Source organism: Paramesorhizobium salinisoli (assembly GCF_003335045.1).
Taxonomy (GTDB): Bacteria; Pseudomonadota; Alphaproteobacteria; order Rhizobiales; family Rhizobiaceae; genus Paramesorhizobium; species Paramesorhizobium salinisoli.
Map to the genome: position 1 here is coordinate 1 of NZ_QOZG01000001.1, position 15783 is coordinate 15783.

General features: G+C 57.9%; 13 protein-coding genes and 1 tRNA gene. 8 read left to right on the top strand and 6 right to left on the bottom strand.

Annotation, left to right across the window (positions count from 1 at the left end; all coding sequences use genetic code 11):
- The first annotated feature begins 310 nt into the window (after positions 1-310).
- Positions 311-1084, top strand: a complete 774-nt coding sequence (locus tag DUT91_RS00005) for a hypothetical protein (protein ID WP_114438346.1) — start codon at positions 311-313, stop codon at positions 1082-1084.
- Between the two features lie 34 nt (positions 1085-1118).
- Here DUT91_RS00005 and DUT91_RS00010 read toward each other — a convergent pair whose 3' ends face one another.
- Together DUT91_RS00010 and DUT91_RS00015 are read right to left on the bottom strand one after the other, a co-directional pair.
- Complete coding sequence (locus tag DUT91_RS00010) at positions 1119-1739, bottom strand: type VI secretion system-associated protein TagO (protein WP_114438347.1); 621 nt, start codon at positions 1737-1739, stop codon at positions 1119-1121.
- Positions 1740-1893: 154 nt separating this feature from the next.
- Positions 1894-2121: a helix-turn-helix domain-containing protein gene (locus DUT91_RS00015; RefSeq protein ID WP_114438348.1), complete on the bottom strand. Its 228-nt coding sequence runs from the start codon at positions 2119-2121 to the stop codon at positions 1894-1896.
- A 151-nt stretch (positions 2122-2272) separates the two neighbouring features.
- On the opposite strand from DUT91_RS00015, the gene DUT91_RS00020 reads away from it, so the two are divergent.
- From DUT91_RS00020 to DUT91_RS00030, 3 genes are all read left to right on the top strand, one after another.
- A complete protein-coding gene (locus DUT91_RS00020) occupies positions 2273-2560 on the top strand; it encodes a hypothetical protein (RefSeq protein ID WP_114438349.1) in 288 nt (95 codons plus the stop codon).
- A gap of 142 nt (positions 2561-2702) precedes the next feature.
- Positions 2703-2999 (top strand): HNH endonuclease, encoded by a 297-nt coding sequence (locus DUT91_RS00025; RefSeq protein WP_114438942.1) that lies wholly within the window; start codon positions 2703-2705, stop codon positions 2997-2999.
- A gap of 267 nt (positions 3000-3266) precedes the next feature.
- Positions 3267-3620 carry a hypothetical protein gene (locus DUT91_RS00030; RefSeq protein WP_114438350.1) on the top strand — a complete coding sequence of 118 codons (354 nt, stop codon included), beginning with the start codon at positions 3267-3269 and terminating at the stop codon, positions 3618-3620.
- A 932-nt stretch (positions 3621-4552) separates the two neighbouring features.
- Here DUT91_RS00030 and DUT91_RS00040 read toward each other — a convergent pair.
- Both DUT91_RS00040 and DUT91_RS00045 read right to left on the bottom strand, forming a co-directional pair.
- Positions 4553-4629, bottom strand: a tRNA-Arg gene (locus DUT91_RS00040).
- Between the two features lie 180 nt (positions 4630-4809).
- Entirely contained in the window at positions 4810-7197 is a 2388-nt protein-coding gene (locus tag DUT91_RS00045) for an EAL domain-containing protein (RefSeq protein ID WP_114438352.1), read from the bottom strand.
- Positions 7198-7602: 405 nt separating this feature from the next.
- On the opposite strand from DUT91_RS00045, the gene DUT91_RS00050 reads away from it, so the two are divergent.
- The 3 genes from DUT91_RS00050 to groL all read left to right on the top strand — a co-directional run bounded on the left by DUT91_RS00050 (position 7603) and on the right by groL (position 10098).
- Entirely contained in the window at positions 7603-7827 is a 225-nt protein-coding gene (locus DUT91_RS00050) for a hypothetical protein (protein WP_114438943.1), read from the top strand.
- Positions 7828-8070: 243 nt separating this feature from the next.
- Positions 8071-8385, top strand: a complete 315-nt coding sequence (groES, locus tag DUT91_RS00055; protein WP_114438353.1) for a co-chaperone GroES — start codon at positions 8071-8073, stop codon at positions 8383-8385.
- A gap of 84 nt (positions 8386-8469) precedes the next feature.
- Positions 8470-10098 (top strand): chaperonin GroEL, encoded by a 1629-nt coding sequence (gene groL, locus DUT91_RS00060; protein ID WP_114438354.1) that lies wholly within the window; start codon positions 8470-8472, stop codon positions 10096-10098.
- A 128-nt stretch (positions 10099-10226) separates the two neighbouring features.
- On the opposite strand, the gene DUT91_RS00065 is transcribed toward groL, so the two are convergent.
- Both DUT91_RS00065 and cckA read right to left on the bottom strand, forming a co-directional pair.
- Positions 10227-11333, bottom strand: a complete 1107-nt coding sequence (locus DUT91_RS00065) for a branched-chain amino acid ABC transporter substrate-binding protein (protein WP_114438944.1) — start codon at positions 11331-11333, stop codon at positions 10227-10229.
- A gap of 142 nt (positions 11334-11475) precedes the next feature.
- On the bottom strand, positions 11476-14091 hold the full coding sequence (cckA, locus tag DUT91_RS00070) for a cell cycle histidine kinase CckA (protein WP_114438355.1): 2616 nt from the start codon (positions 14089-14091) through the stop codon (positions 11476-11478).
- Between the two features lie 344 nt (positions 14092-14435).
- Between cckA and DUT91_RS00075 the strand changes: the two genes are divergently transcribed.
- Positions 14436-15710 (top strand): flagellar biosynthetic protein FliO, encoded by a 1275-nt coding sequence (locus DUT91_RS00075; protein WP_114438356.1) that lies wholly within the window; start codon positions 14436-14438, stop codon positions 15708-15710.
- The last annotated feature ends 73 nt before the right edge of the window (positions 15711-15783 follow it).

A 15783-nucleotide genomic window follows, 5' to 3' on the forward strand; every position in this document is an offset into this window, starting at 1 on the left:
TAGCCGACCATGATGGAATGCCTACATACACGGCATTGGCGCCGAGTATTAAAACGACCGCAGCTATTGCGCCGATAATAATCTTTTTCATTTTCTTTGCCCCCTGGCCCACGAATAATTGGAGCCAACGGCGACGGCAAGCTTATTCTATCGGCATCACGAGCGTCACCCCCGTTCCGTTGAAGAACTCTATCCCTGCGAATTCGAGGAGCATCAATGGGCACCCTTGCTGCGGGACGCTGGGTCATTTGACTATCCGGGCTTGCGATCAACTCCGTTAGCCGCCAGATTGAGAAAAAAGGCGACCTACATGCAGATATTCGATTTTATTAATAAAGACGAATTGAACGAGCTTCCAGAAGATGAGAGCACGGCTTTCTTGGAATTCGTTCGGATTGCTCGTCTAAGGCTCCAAACTCGACTTGGCGAGCTCGATCCGCAAGACGAACATGATTCCGATATCGCCCATGACGCCCGGCACGGCTTCGTCAACGTAGTTACCGCGACTGCGCGCCGACTACATATTGAACCCTTCGCCTCAATGGACGTGCCCAGAGTCAAGGACCTGACATACGAGGATTATCGCCAGTTTATTGCCGATGTAGATCACTATATGACGCAAATGCTTTTCGACGGCCGCGGGGCCAGCAGAAGGGAGACTGTCGGCCTGTCCGACGACGCAAAAACAAAAATTCGCTCCAAGTTATTTCACCTCCGCGAAGCTCTCGAAAACTCGGGGTATGATGAGAGGACCCGCGCCCGGCTACGCGTCCGGCTAGATGAGTTCGAGAAAGAATTGGAGAAGAATAGAATCAACATTGGCGCCGTAGCATGGGTCGCGTTAGAAATTCTCGTCGCGCCAGGCGCTTTAATGGGAACTTACGACGCATCCGTCAAACTGATCAATCAGATCATGCGTATCGTCGGCGAGGAGAAGATCAGCGAGGACGAGAGGCGACGATTGCCGCCCGTGGAAAGCCCGGCTGCGCTAATGCCACCTCGTACCGAAGAAAAAAAGAAGAATTTAGAAACAGACTTTGGCCGCGGTTTCAGTCGTGATCTTGACGGCGAGATTCCATTCTAACGCTTCTCCATCGCGATCGACGTAGTGGGCTGCATCACCATTTGCATGCCGCACGTAACGGTTTGATTGCCTCGTCCATTCCCCGCAAGTCAAACGTGGCAGTAATCGGAGACTCATTGTAAGGCGTCGCTCGCACCACCAGCTTCTTTCCCCCGATTAGCTTTTTCACGAACGGAATTGCCGTACCACCGCTCCAGAGACCCAGCGCGGAATGATCAGTGGATTCATCAAAACCGCGCTTTTCAGCTTTCCTCTCATCGACCCTGAACGTGATATCGCCATACCCTTGGATGTCGGCAAGGAAATGGTCGCCAAAGTTAAAGTATATAGTCGATTTGCTTTCCATGCAGCGAATCAGAAGGCGAGCGTTCTGCGGTGAGCGGCCATATTTGCCGGGGAAGGCATCATCCGATTCAAGCGAGATGAAATGGTCCACCGTATCAGTGATCTTGGAAGTCTCCGTACTGACTGCCCATTTACCGGTAGTTCGTGTAGGAGATTGAACGTCTATTGCAGTGCGGAAGACCCCATCATAACAGAGAAGACGCTTTCCCGCGTCCTCAATAGCTGCGCACTCCTTGCCGGAGTCCTGCGCAATCGCAGATTGAGCAAAAAAATAGACCGCAGCCGCAACAGCTGATCTGAACCTTTCCATCCTACGCCCCTCTAATTCCCCAAGTGGAATATGCAAATGAGCGTATCGGTTGTCCAGTATGAAATTACAGGTTGTCACCCTCTGAACCCGTAAGACTGCAGCGCCGCTTTACTTCTGATCGGCCGCACCAGACCAAAAGCAAATTTGTTTCTGGTCATTCCTTCCTCAGTCGGACGCCAGGCCCCTGCCCGTTTTCTTCGATGAATATCACGCCTGCCTGCTCGAGCGCGGCGCGGATGGCCGCAAGGTTGTTGGCGATTGGTGCACGCTTTCCAGATTCAAAATCGCGAAGCGTCGATGGTGATACGGCAGCCCTTTCGGCCAGCTCGGGCTGCGTTAAATCCAACAACGCGCGCGCTGCTCTGCACTGCCTCGGCAGCATGGCCTCTATCTCCTCTAGTGTGGGGCGCGGACGGTGAAGCCGCAGCTAACGTATGTCATATTTTTTTACCAACTTCAATTTTTAATATTGACACATGCCGAGATTGGTGTTTTTTAATGACATAAGATTTTTCATATGAGGAGCCAGCCACATGCTCAATCAACCGAACGACAACTCCACGAAAGCGAACATGTGGGAAAATTACGAGAACGATCCTCGGATGGCCTATTTGGAGTGGCTGTCCATGGAAGCCCGACTACTGCGTCGTGAGCTATTTCCAGAAGGTGACTGCGAGCGCGGATTTGTTCCATGCAACACGTTTTCGCAGGGCTTCCACCTCCCAGTTGATGGTGATTGGCGCGATGTGGCGCCACCATCAACGCGGGCCGAGCGCGTCCTGAAGGCGGCCGGAGTTGTGTTTCCAGAGGCAGCGGCATGAGACGGGATCAGATTGACGTCCTGAAAATGCTGCTTCGATTCACTCCTGGCGAGCGCAAAGTCATCATGACGATATGGACGCTCCCCGGTTGGCCCGGCGGTCAGCGGCTCATGCCGCCCCCATCAGGGGAGAGGACTGGGGCATGAGTAAGATCAAAAAAGAGCGCTTGGTCAATGAACTGCGGATCGTGCTCCGCGAGCGCCAAAAGGGTAAGTGCTGCTATTGCCGCCAGCCGATGACAGCCTATCCTCGGGGGCGAATGCCTCAAGGCGGGTATCGCCACGATGGAGAGACAATCGAGCACCTTCAGCGCAGACGTGACGGCGGCAAAACCACGCGAGACAACGTCGCGCTGGCTTGCTTTCAGTGCAACAGCGATCGCGGCGCGGTCGATTGGTTTACTTACGCTTCGTATCGTTCGGGGGAGTTGTTCGGATGAACTGCCGCTGGCACCCCCCGGCCCAACCCTTGACCGTTGAATTTGATTGACACTGGCATGCAGAATCCGTGATAGTGGGATCGTTCTTCGGAACATCCGCCTTCCTATTGGGAAGGCCTAAATCTCGCACTCGCAGCCTTCGGGCCAGCCCATCTGGCGAGACTTTTCAACGCAACGAATGCACCCTTGCGGGTGAAAATAATCGCTTGTCGTTTGGCAAGCTTGTTGAAACGTACGCCCCGCGTGGGCGGCGAGAGGAGAATTAATATGAGAAGAAAATCCATTTCGAATGAGACCAAGGTACTCATATTTCGTGCAATCCTGCATATGATGTGGAATGATCGTACCTCCTCGCAGGAGGCGACTGTTACTGCGGAGCAAGTTTGTAACGTTGCTGCCCAATGCGGCATCGATCCGCACCTTCTCGGATGGGCATGCGCCATTGAATTCCTCTGGGACGGCGAAGACAGCCGAGTGCTGATTGATGAGCTCGACTCTGCTCTCATTTCCTCATTTGGCGAAGATTATTCCTTCGAATTCCTCCACCACCTTACTGGGGAACGCCACCATATTGAGAAAAAGCTTGGGTATCGGCTCCACGATGGCAACGGTCCCCGGTAAGCGGAACCCAAGCGTCGACCGCTGCACGTTGCCCTTCCGTAAAAAACGGAAGGGCTTCTTGTTGAATATCTGTAGAATCGTAAAATGAGCGCCTAACGGCAACATCCGAGGACGAGTTTTGCGTTGAGAACATGGGGCAGGAATAGCAAAGTCGATCCTCAAGTGGATGCCACTGCAGCGCGCTCGGTTCTGAGGGACGCATATTTGGTGCGGCGTGATCTATGTGACGCCGTCGAGGAGCAGAACATTCAACGCGTGCGAATTGTCTGGGTTACATCCCTGACACTACTTCGCTCTGTGGGGCACGTTCTGGCGAAGGTCGATTCTAAACGCTCCAAATGGATTGGCGATGCGTCGGCTCACCAGTTCGCAGCCTTGAAAGTGGCTCGTTTCGAAAACGTTATCTACTGGGAGTTTATAGAGAATGAGCGGAATCTTGTATTGAAGGAATATGCATCATCGATAATCGATCGATGTGCTCAACAAGATCATGGGCGCAGAGCCGTCCTGAGAGATATTCTAATCGGGATCGACCTGTACACGCCTCAAGCTGCGTGTGATGCGGCCTTCTTGTGGTGGGAGAGGTATCTAGAGCGAGTTGAATCGCTTGCTGCTATGCTGCGGCGTGCGAACCTAACTGGTTGAAGCCTGCTCACGGCAGTGCTGATTGGTGAAATTTTGGGAGCGCAACGCAGGCTGCCGCGACAAGAAATAGCATTGCTATCGTCGCATTCCTGTCGGCACATATGGGGTAAGTTTCTTTGACGAAGGCTGTTTGAACATATGCGCGCGCGTGAACTCGCGTGTCAGCTCGCGACTTTATCAGCCATAATAGCCACTAAAGCACGCCACCCGGATTGGGAGTGATATTAGGAGCGAAAGATTTTCGACCTGATTTTTCGCAAGGAATTCAATGTCTTAAGCCAAATTAATGGCGCACCCGACAGGATTCGAACCTGTGACCTCTGCCTTCGGAGGGCAGCGCTCTATCCAGCTGAGCTACGGGTGCAGACATCGGGAAATCCCGGAGGCGCGTTGCGTTTCTAGCTGAAGCCTTCCGCCGCTTCAATGGCGAATTTGCCTTGATGGTGATGAAGCTGTGCAGATCGCCTGCCACACGGTTAAAAACGTGATATTTAACCATGCCGTCGCGGCTGTCTGAGCAGAGGTTCGACACCCGCCCCATCGTTCACGAAGCGGCGGCCTTCTTCTCGCGAAAATGCGTGCTGGCGCGGACGATATGGTCGAAATGCTCGATCGAAGCGGGCTGGCCGAGATGAAAGCCCTGCCCTGCCGTGCAATATTCCTCGCTGAGGAACTTCAACTCGTCGGAGGTTTCGATACCCTCGGCAAGAACCGGCAGGCCCAGCCCCCTGCCCAGGCCCAGAACAGCCCTGACGATGGCGGCGGCCTGCTTGTTCTTGTCCACCGATTTGATGAACGAGCGGTCGATCTTGATGACGTCGAACGGAAAAGCCCGGATATTCGATAATGAGGAATAGCCCGTACCGAAATCATCCATGGCAATGCGCACGCCGAGCGATTTCACCTGTCGCAATGTCCCCAATGCGCGGTCCATGTCCTTGATCAGCGCCGTCTCGGTGATCTCCAGTTCCAGCCTGTGCGCTTCGAGCCCTGTCTTGAGGAGTAGGTCGCGGACCTTCTGCGGGAAATCCTGGCTGTGCAACTGGACGGCCGAAACATTCACCGCCACCGTCAGGGGCTCTTCCCACGAGGCGGCCTCGCTGCAGGCCTCCAGCAGCGCCCAATCGCCAAGCTGTATGATCAGGCCACTTTCCTCCGCGATGGGGATGAAGACGCTGGGCGGCACATCGCCGCGACGCCGGCTATGCCAGCGCATCAGCGCCTCGAAACCGGTGATTTCGCCGCTATCGATCTGCATTTGCGGTTGGTAGACAAGGCTGAGCTCCCCATCCGAAATGGCTTGGCGCAACTCATGCTCGATCAAGCGGCGCTCTTTCGTCTCTTCACCCATTTTCGCTTCGAAGAAACGATAGGTGTTGCGGCCCTCGGCCTTGGAGCGGTAAAGCGCGGTGTCGGCATGGTTGAGCAATGTCTCGCGATCCGTACCATCGATCGGGTACATCGCAATGCCTATGCTGCTCGATACGATCGACCGCATGGGAGACTTCTCGTTTTCGGACCGGAGAACATCAAGAATTGTTTCCGCCAGTCGGCTGACGGCGGCGGTGCTCGAAACATGGGGCATGATGATGGCGAATTCGTCGCCGCCGAGGCGCGCCAGCATGTCGTCGCTGCTCAGCAGGCGGCTGATCGTCGCCGATACTTTCTGCAATATCGCGTCGCCGGCTGCATGCCCGAAAAGATCGTTCACCTCCTTGAACCGGTCGAGATCGAGACAAAGCAGGGCCACGCGTTTTTCACCCCTGATATCCGTGGCAGCGATCAGTTGGTCGAGTCTCGCCGCAAAGCTGCGTCGGTTGGGAAGTCCTGTCAGCATGTCGTGATGCGCGAGATAGCTGATATGGGCCTCCGCCTCCTTCCGGGCGCGCAGGTCGCGAATGGCAATCGTCCTGTGCCGCTTTCCGCCGAATTCGATAGTCTGGGCAATCAATTCCACGGGTATTAGTTCATCCCCTGCCCGCATATCCGCCTCCAGCACCTCGCTCTGGTCGCTTGCAAGCTTGGAACGAACATGGCCGTCGGGCAGCATCGAACTGATCGGAATTCCTACAAGCGATCGGTTGCTGAGACCTGACAGCGCAGAAAAGCTCTCATTCGCGGTGACGATGATATCTCCATCGCAGATAACGAGCCCTTCGACGGCCGCGTTCACCAGCTTGCGCATGCGGTCCATTTCCATGGCGGTCCGGCGGCGCCCCATGTCAAGGGCGAGCCCCGCCAGCGCCGAACCCAGGATGATGATGCTGGCAAGCGCGATAGCGACCGCAAGCCAGCTTGACGCAATCGCCGTCGCCGGAACCCCGACCGACTGATCAGGCATGATCGACGCCGCGCTCATGGCAACGAAATGATGGCTGCAGATGGCAAGGGTAAGGAGCGCCGCGCCGGCAAGCTTGCTCTTCATGCCGCCGCCGGTAATGAGCGTAGCGCGCATCGCGGCAGCACTCAGGATTGCACCCAGCACGATGGCGGCAAGGATGAACGCGGGATCCCAGGCAATCTGTCCTTCGATCTTGAAAGCCGCCATTCCGGTGAAATGCATGGCTGCAATGCCGCCGCCGACTATGGCTCCGCCAAGAAGATCGCCATAGGCGTGCCGGCTCGTCACCGCCACAAGTCCGCCGAGGCCGGTCGTTGCGACCGCGATCACCAGCGAAAGCACCGTGAGCGTGATGTCGTACCCCAGCGGCAGGTCCGGGGAAAACGCCAGCATTGCGATGAAATGGGTGGCCCATATGCCGAACCCGCAGGCAACTGCCGCGATCGACAGCCATAAGATCCTGGCGCTCGACCGGCGCGCATAGCGCAGCAGATTGACAGCGGAGAAGGAAGCAAGCCCGCAAACGGCTACAGCCAGAAAAACCAGCCTGAGATCATGCTCGTGGACGATACAGTTGTATATAGTCAGCACGCCGTCCTCCCAATCCCGCTTTTTTAAACCCCATTCTGAAAAGTGATACTATTTGGCATTCCCATAAATGGAAACCGATAAAAAGACCTCCTCTCCTGTAGAACACAGAAAACAAATACTTAATATTTCCCGAAAAATACCGACTTGCTTATACCAAAGGATGAATACCGCCGGTGATGCATCGGGCATCAAGCTCCCGATGCTCAGATATGAACAATTTATTTCAGACGTCCAGCCCGTGACAGCAGCCTACGGCACTCGAGGAATGGAGCACCCAGATCTCGTTGGCGGAACAAGCCGGCGCATGGACGTTGATCATTTCCTTCGTGCGCCTATCTGGTCGTGGGAAGGAGTTTGTCTGGGCCGGCTTCCGGGCCGATCTGGTGCATCGAGGAGGATGAGATCATGAGCATCACGCGAGAAGAGGTCATTTCCGTGCTCGGCCCCGTCGACGACGCCCTGATTACCGATATCGTCACGACAGGCGCCACGCTTGAGGAACTCATGCGCGCATGGGGATGGATCAACAATGACGAAGCCCTGGTAAAGGAAGGCATTTCGCCCCCTTCAGGACGCACGGCTGAGCTTGTCGAGCTGCTGTCGCAAGACGATGAGGAAGACGAGCTCTAGATATCGCCCTGCGATTTCCGGCAGTTTGACATGGTGGAAGAAAGCACCGAGGCCGGGATTTCGTGATCCTGGCGCGCGGTCGCGGACCCTCGAAATTTTTCTGCTAACGCCTCTTGAAACGGATTTTCACGGCAACCAGATTTGCCGAACGCGCGATGCCGTCTACCGGGTCGCGCGTCGCGTGTCGGGTGATTCAACCCGGCGCGTGGAGCTTTTCAACCTTGTTTGTCCAGGAGGAGAACAATGAAGTTCCGCCCATTGCATGATCGCATCGTTGTCCGCCGCGTCGAAGCCGAGGAAAAGACGGCAGGCGGCATCATCATTCCCGATACTGCCAAGGAAAAGCCGCAGGAAGGCGAAGTTCTCGCCGTCGGCCCCGGCGCACGCGACGACAGCGGGCAATTGCAGCCGCTCGACGTCCAGGTCGGCGACCGTATCCTCTTCGGCAAATGGTCCGGCACCGAGATCAAGCTCAATGGCGAGGATCTGCTGATCATGAAGGAAGCCGATGTGATGGGTATCGTGGAGTCCGATGCCGCACAGGCCAAAGCCGCCTGAAAACGGCTTACGAGAACTGCTGGAGAACTGGCCGGTCCGTGAAGTGACCTGCCGATGAATACTGCCTCATGAAGGAGTAGAAAAATGGCTGCCAAGGAAGTGAAATTCAATGCGGATGCACGCGAGCGGATGCTGCGCGGCGTCGATATTCTCGCCAATGCCGTCAAGGTGACGCTCGGGCCCAAGGGCCGCAATGTCGTCATCGAAAAGTCGTTCGGCGCCCCGCGCGTGACCAAGGACGGCGTGTCGGTTGCCAAGGAAATCGAACTCGAGGACAAGTTCGAGAACATGGGCGCCCAGATGCTGCGCGAAGTGGCGTCGAAAACCAATGACATCGCCGGCGACGGCACGACGACCGCCACCGTCCTCGCCCAGGCGATCGTGCGTGAAGGCGCGAAAGCCGTCGCCTCTGGCATGAACCCCATGGATTTGAAGCGCGGCATCGATGCCGCCGTCGAGGCTGTGGTGGGCGAACTGAAGAAGAACGCCCGCAAGATCTCCAACAATTCGGAAATCGCCCAGGTCGGTACGATATCCGCCAATGGTGACGCCGATATCGGGCGTTTTCTCGCCGAAGCCGTGGCCAAGGTCGGCAATGAAGGCGTGATCACCGTCGAGGAAGCCAAGACCGCCCAGACCGAACTGGAAGTCGTCGAAGGCATGCAGTTCGACCGCGGTTATCTCTCGCCCTATTTCGTCACCAACCAGGAAAAGATGCGCGTGGAATTCGAGGATCCCTATATCCTCATCCATGAGAAGAAGCTTTCCAATCTCCAGGCACTGCTCCCCGTGCTTGAAGCGGTGGTGCAGTCGGGCAAGCCGCTGCTGATCATTGCCGAGGATGTCGAAGGCGAAGCGCTCGCCACGCTCGTCGTCAACAAGCTGCGCGGCGGCCTCAAGGTCGCGGCCGTCAAGGCGCCTGGCTTCGGCGATCGCCGCAAGGCCATGCTTGAGGACATCGCTATCCTGACCGGCGGCACGGCGGTTTCGGAGGATCTGGGCATCAAGCTTGAAAACGTCACGCTGCAGATGCTCGGCCGCGCCAAGCGCGTCCTGGTCGAGAAGGAGAACACCACCATCGTTGATGGTGTCGGTTCGAAGGACGAGATCCAGGGCCGCGTCAGCCAGATCAAGGCGCAGATCGAGGAAACCACCTCCGACTATGACCGCGAGAAGCTTCAGGAACGCCTGGCGAAGCTCGCCGGCGGCGTTGCCGTCATCCGCATCGGCGGATCGACTGAAGTCGAGGTGAAAGAGAAGAAGGACCGCGTGGACGACGCCCTGCACGCGACCCGCGCAGCCGTCGAGGAAGGCATCCTGCCCGGCGGTGGCGTAGCCCTCCTGCGTACGACAAAGGCCCTGGACAATCTGTCAGTCGCCAATGACGACCAGCGTGTTGGCATCGAGATCGTTCGCCGCGCCATCGAGGCCCCTGCCCGCCAGATTGCCGAGAATGCCGGCGCCGAAGGCTCGATCATTGTCGGCAAGCTGCGCGAAAACCCGGATTTCTCCTTTGGTTGGAACGCACAGACCGGCGAATATGGCGACCTCTACAAGGCAGGCGTGATCGATCCGGCCAAGGTGGTGCGCACCGCGCTCCAGGATGCGGCCTCGGTCGCCGGCCTGCTCGTCACCACGGAGGCGATGATCGCCGAGAAGCCCAAGAAGGAAGCCGCTGCTCCGGCCATGCCCGCAGGCGGAATGGACTTCTAAACGCTTCCATCCGTAAGTCGAAAAAAAGCCGCCACTTCTAGGACCGAAGTGGCGGCTCTCATTTTTTCATTAAAAACAAACGTTTGAAGCAGATTCCGGATTCTGGCCGTCAGCCGCTCCAGAAAGGCTTACTCGACGGCGACGGACTTTCCGTCTTCCCACTTGTAGAGGACGAAGCTGGGCGAGCTGAGATCGCCACTCTTGCCATAGGTGAGCTTTCCGATCACGGTATCGACCGGATCGCCTGATTGCAGCGCGGTAGCGACAGCCTTGGCATCGTCAGCCGAACCCACCTTTTCGATGCCGGCCTTGAGCACCTGAACAGCGGCATAGGCATTGAGCGTGAATGCCTCAGCCGGAATATTCTTTGCCTGCAGAGCCTTGATCACGTCTGCAGCTGCGGGATTCTTGGTGGCGTCCGAAGCATTGGTGAAAATCGTTCCGGCAGCGGCATCGCCGCCGATCGCCCAATATTCCGTATTGGACAGGCCTTCGCCGCCAATGATCGTGGCGGTGACGTTCTGGTCCTTCAACTGACGGGCCAGGAGACCGCCTTCGGGATGGTAACCGCCGAAATAGATCACATCGACCTTCTGATCCTTGAGGCGGGTGACGAGCGCGCCGAAATCCTTTTCGCCGACACTGATCGACTCGTGGAGCACTTCGTTGACGCCGCCCTTGTTCAGCGAAGCCTTGAAAGCATCCGCAAGGCCTTTGCCATACGGGCCCTTGTCGTCGACGATGGCGATGCGCTTGTCTTTCAGATTTTTCAGGACGTAGTCTGCGGCGATTTCGGCCTGCTGGTCGTCGCGGCCGCAGGTGCGGAACACGTTCCAGAGGCCACGGTTCGTCAGCGCCGGCGCCGTAGCGGTCGGCGTCACCATCAGGATGCCATTCTCCTCAAAAATGTCAGATACCGGCATCGAGGTGCCCGACAAGACCGGACCGACCACGAAATGAACGCCCTCGCCGACCAGCTGATTGGCCGCCGAAACAGCCTGCTTCGGCTCACCTGCGTCATCGACGAGCTTGAGGACGATCTTCTCGCCATTAATGCCGCCGGCGTTGTTGATGGCTTCGACGGCGCTTTCCGTGCCGTTCTGGACCTGAATGCCATAGGCGGCCACAGGCCCCGTCACCGGCGCAATGAGGCCAATCGTGATATCGGCGTGGGCAAGCGGCACGAACATGATGCTCGCCGCGAATGCGACCCCAGAAAACAACGAAGAACGCATGATTTCCTCCTTCATGAGTAAGCCCCCCCGGGGCATTGACTTAAAATACAAGATACAAGCATGACTTGTATAGAGAACTTAATGCAGTTCTGCCGGTTGGTTGCAAGAGCCAAGCGCCAGGACCGCTGGCGCGACGCATCGTTCAATCATTCGATTCCAGCATTTCCTTTACCGCCGTTGCGAGCTGCTTCAGCGAGAACGGCTTGGGGAGAAAGCCGAACTTGGCGTCCTCCGGCAGGTTTTTGGCGAAGGCGTCCTCGGCATACCCCGAAACGAAGATGAACTTGATATCCGGGTGATCCTTGCGCAACTCGCGCAGAAGCGTCGGACCGTCCATCTCGGGCATGACGACGTCGGAAACGACGATATCGACCTTGCCTCCCAGGCTTTCGAGCACTTCCAGGGCCTCGACGCCGGATGATGCCTCATGCACCGTATAGCCACGCGATTGCAACGCCCTCACGCCGCCCATGCGCACCGCATCCTCGTCCTCGACGAGAAGCACGGTCGCGGAGCCCGAGAGATCCCGCGGCTTCTCGATCTTCTTTTCCCGCGCGGCGGCCTCTTTCCTGGCCTGCTCGCCAGGTGTGCCGTCCGCGGAGGCCACTTCGACATGCCGTGGCAGGAATATCTTGAAGGTGGTTCCCTTGCCCAGCTCAGAATCGCAATAGATGAAGCCGCCCGTCTGCTTGATGATGCCATAGACCATCGACAGGCCAAGTCCCGTACCCTTGCCCACTTCCTTGGTCGTGAAGAATGGCTCGAAAATCTTCTGGATCACATCGGGTGCAATGCCCGTGCCGCTGTCTTCGACCTCAACGAGTACGAAATCGGCGCTCGGAAGTTCGCGATAGCTGAAGGTCGCCGCTTCCGCCTGGTCCACATTGCGGGTGCGGATCGTGATCGTGCCGCCGCCCGGCATGGCATCGCGCGCATTGACGGCAAGATTGACCGCGACCTGCTCGAACTGCCCAAGATCGGCCCGCACCGGCCACAGGTCGCGGCCATGATCGATCTTCAACTGAATATCGTTGCCGACGAGACGGGCGAGCAGCATCCGCAGATCGGCCAATACATCGGTCAGATCGAGCACTTCCGGCCGCAACGTCTGCCGGCGCGAGAAGGCGAGAAGCTGACGCACCAGCGAAGCCGCGCGATTGGCATTCTGCTTGATGTTCATGATATCAAGGAAGGACGGATCGGATGCGCGGTGATTGCTGAGCAACAGATCGGACGACATGATGATCGCCGTCAGCACATTGTTGAAATCATGCGCTATGCCGCCGGCGAGCTGGCCCACGGCCTGCATTTTCTGGCTTTGCGCCATCTGGCCTTCGAGCGCCTTCTGCTCTGTCGTCTCGACGGCTGAAACGATCGCCGCCTCCTCGGCCGTCTCGCCGCCGACATCGGAGACGGGGCTTACATAGAAACGGATATGCCGCTGCTCGTCGCTGGGAAGCACGGTATCGATCGGCGATATCTCCGCCTGGCCGGTAAAGGCCGCCGCCAGCGCCTTGGAAAAGGCTTCGCGGTCGCGCTCGTGCACCACGGTTTCCAGCTTTATGCCGCTGTCCACGGCATCGCTGTCGACGGCGGTAGAGAATATGTCGAGAAAGCGCGCATTGGTCCTGAGGGTCTGCCCCTTGGCATCGACGGCGGCGATCGCCATCGGCGCGGAGTTGAAGAACCGCGTGAAACGGACTTCCGCGGCCCGCAGCGCCGCCGACGCGTCCTGCCCCTCGGCGCGGTTGAGCACGATGGTACGGCTCGTGCCGCGCTTTCCGTCGCGCTGCGCCTGCACCCGATGATAGAAGCGTACGGCAAGGCTCTGCCCGTTCAGCTTCGCCAGGTCGAGATCGATGACCGTGTTGCGGCTCGAGCCTGGATCTGCCTTGACAGAATTGATCAGCGCCATGCCATTGCCGGCCACGATATCGCTCAGCGTCAGCGAACCGGGAACGAACTTGGTAAGATCGACGCCAAGCCATTCCGCCAGCGTCGCATTGAGATAGATGATGCGCCCCGCCGGATCGGTTGAGAAGAACCCCGCCGGCGCATGATCCAGATGATCGATGGCCTCCTGCAAATCCTGGAAGAAGCGCTCCTGCTCGGCGCGCTCTTCCGAAATATCGGCGATCTGCCAAGCAAAAAGCGGCCCCTTGTGATCGGGCGTCGACGCGATCGGCCGCGCCTTGATGCGGTACCAGGCCGGCCCGACCTGCCTCGTCACTTCTGTTCCCGGTGCTACGGCTTGAACCAGCGGATGTGAAAGCCGGACCTCTTCCTGCGCCGGCACGCCGTCGCGTACGGCATTAGCCAGCCGATAGATCGCATCGGACGCCGCGGTCTCTCCGGACAATATGTTGTCCAGTGTTCGGACATCGGTCGCCTCGGTGGCGCCGGTCATTGCGGCATAGGCTTGGTTGGCATAGACGATCCGGCCCTTGGCATCGAGAATGACCGTGCCCTCGGGAAGCGAATCGATAAACGCATGCGCCAGATCGTCGCCCAGCACGCGCGGCGTGAACTGGATGAGGCCAATGGCTCCGCCGAACAGATAGAAGACGCCAACCATCGCGAGAACGCCAAGGAGGCCGAGCAGGAAAGCTTCGCCTAGCTGTTCGCGAAACACGAAATAGAGAAAGGCAGCGCCCGTCAGCACGATGCCGAGGACAAGAAGCCGGATTGCCGCCCCGGGCCCCTTTTTGCTCGAAACGATCGGCTTTGGATAAAGATCGGTCCTTGCCTCTTGAGACATATGCCTCAACCCCTTTTTCTATCGCAAAACCGGCACGAAACACCGTTGCTAAGCGTCGGATTATCCGCGTCGCCGATTGCTTGGATCACACATTCCCGCACGCGAAAACCCCACTAGAGCGATATGCAAACAAATTCCGGCCGTCGAGCCGCATTCTTGCACAATCGGCGGATTTTCTGTTGGCTGCGGGGCAATTTCAATCAAAGCAGGAATATTTCAACTGATAATTGTTTCCTTTAGCCGTCTTCGTCGGTTATGCCTAATGCTGAGGAATTGCGGATGCATAAGCATCCCTGCAAGACCATGGAATGGTGCAGACACAGCTGCATAAGGAGAAAAGCGGTATGAACGAATGGTTGACTGGAATTGTCGGCGAGAATGCCGCGCGTGTAGCGGGTTTCATTCTCCTGTTTCTGCTGATCCTTCTGGCGATCGTCGTCGTATTCGCGATCATTCGCCGTCTGACCGGGGGCACCTTCGTCTCCGGTGGACGCGGGCGTGCTCCACGCCTGTCGGTCATGGATGCCGCCGCCGTGGACAGCCGCCGGCGGCTCGTTCTGGTGCGCCGCGATAATGTCGAACATCTCATTTTGATCGGTGGCCCGACGGATCTCGTCGTCGAGCAGAACATCGTTCATACGGCGCGTGCGCAGAGCCGCCCGCAAGCCTCAAAAGCAGAGCCGGAGCCTGTCGCAAGCACGACCGCGCCTTCTCCAGCTCTTTCCAATCTCCAGGCCCGGGAACAGCAGGTGGCGGAAGTGCCCGAACCCGAGCCGTTCGTGGCCACCGAACCGGCTCCGCCAATAGCGCCGCCCATCAGCAGCCCAAATATCAGCAGCTCGAACACAAGACAGCCATCCGCCCCCGCTGCTTTTGCCTCCGACAGGACACAGGAGCAACCGCGTCCTGCCGCGCCGCCCTCCAGGCCGGCAACTCCACAACCCGTCCCAGCGCCCGCTGCGCCGAAGCCTGCGCCGCAATTCACCCAAAGGGAGCGTCCCGCACCTTCCTACCCTCCGCAGCCGCGCACCGTGCTGCCACCGCAGCCTCCGGCTCAGCCAATCACACATCCTCGCCATCCGGCCCACCCGGCCTATCCGCTCAGCCAGGTTGCCAAGGGCGTGATCTCCGCTACATCAGGCGCCGCCGGGGGCGCAGCCGCGGTATCCGGCGCTGCAGCAAGTCTCGATATCGCGCCGAGCCGGGATATCCCGCCAGCGCGTGAAGCCGAAAAGCCGGCGCCGACGCCATCACCTTCCGGCAGGGATATGCCGGATCGCTCGCCAAATGATTTCGATGAAAGCCCGGCTGCCCCAACCCCTCCGCCGCCGGCAAAAGAAGATATCTCCGCCAAACTCGACACGTTCAGCCTAGAGCTGCACGACGCCATTCTCGACGATTTTGCCATCGACGATGTCGACCCGGCCGGAAAGAAAGACAACTATCCCGCTGGAGGAAATATCCCCGACGCCGAGCTCGTCAGCGTCTTCGAGGACCAGTCCTCCAGCGATCTCAACATCTCGCCCACACAGGACGCATCGGACAAAGCCGAGACAAGCGACCTGGAAGACGAGATGGAAAAGTTGCTCGGCGAACTTTCCAAGTCGAACAGGAACTGATGGATTTCGCATCGTCCATCGATTCCGATAGCGATGTCCCCAATTATTCGATGAAAAAAAAGGCCGCAGAGGA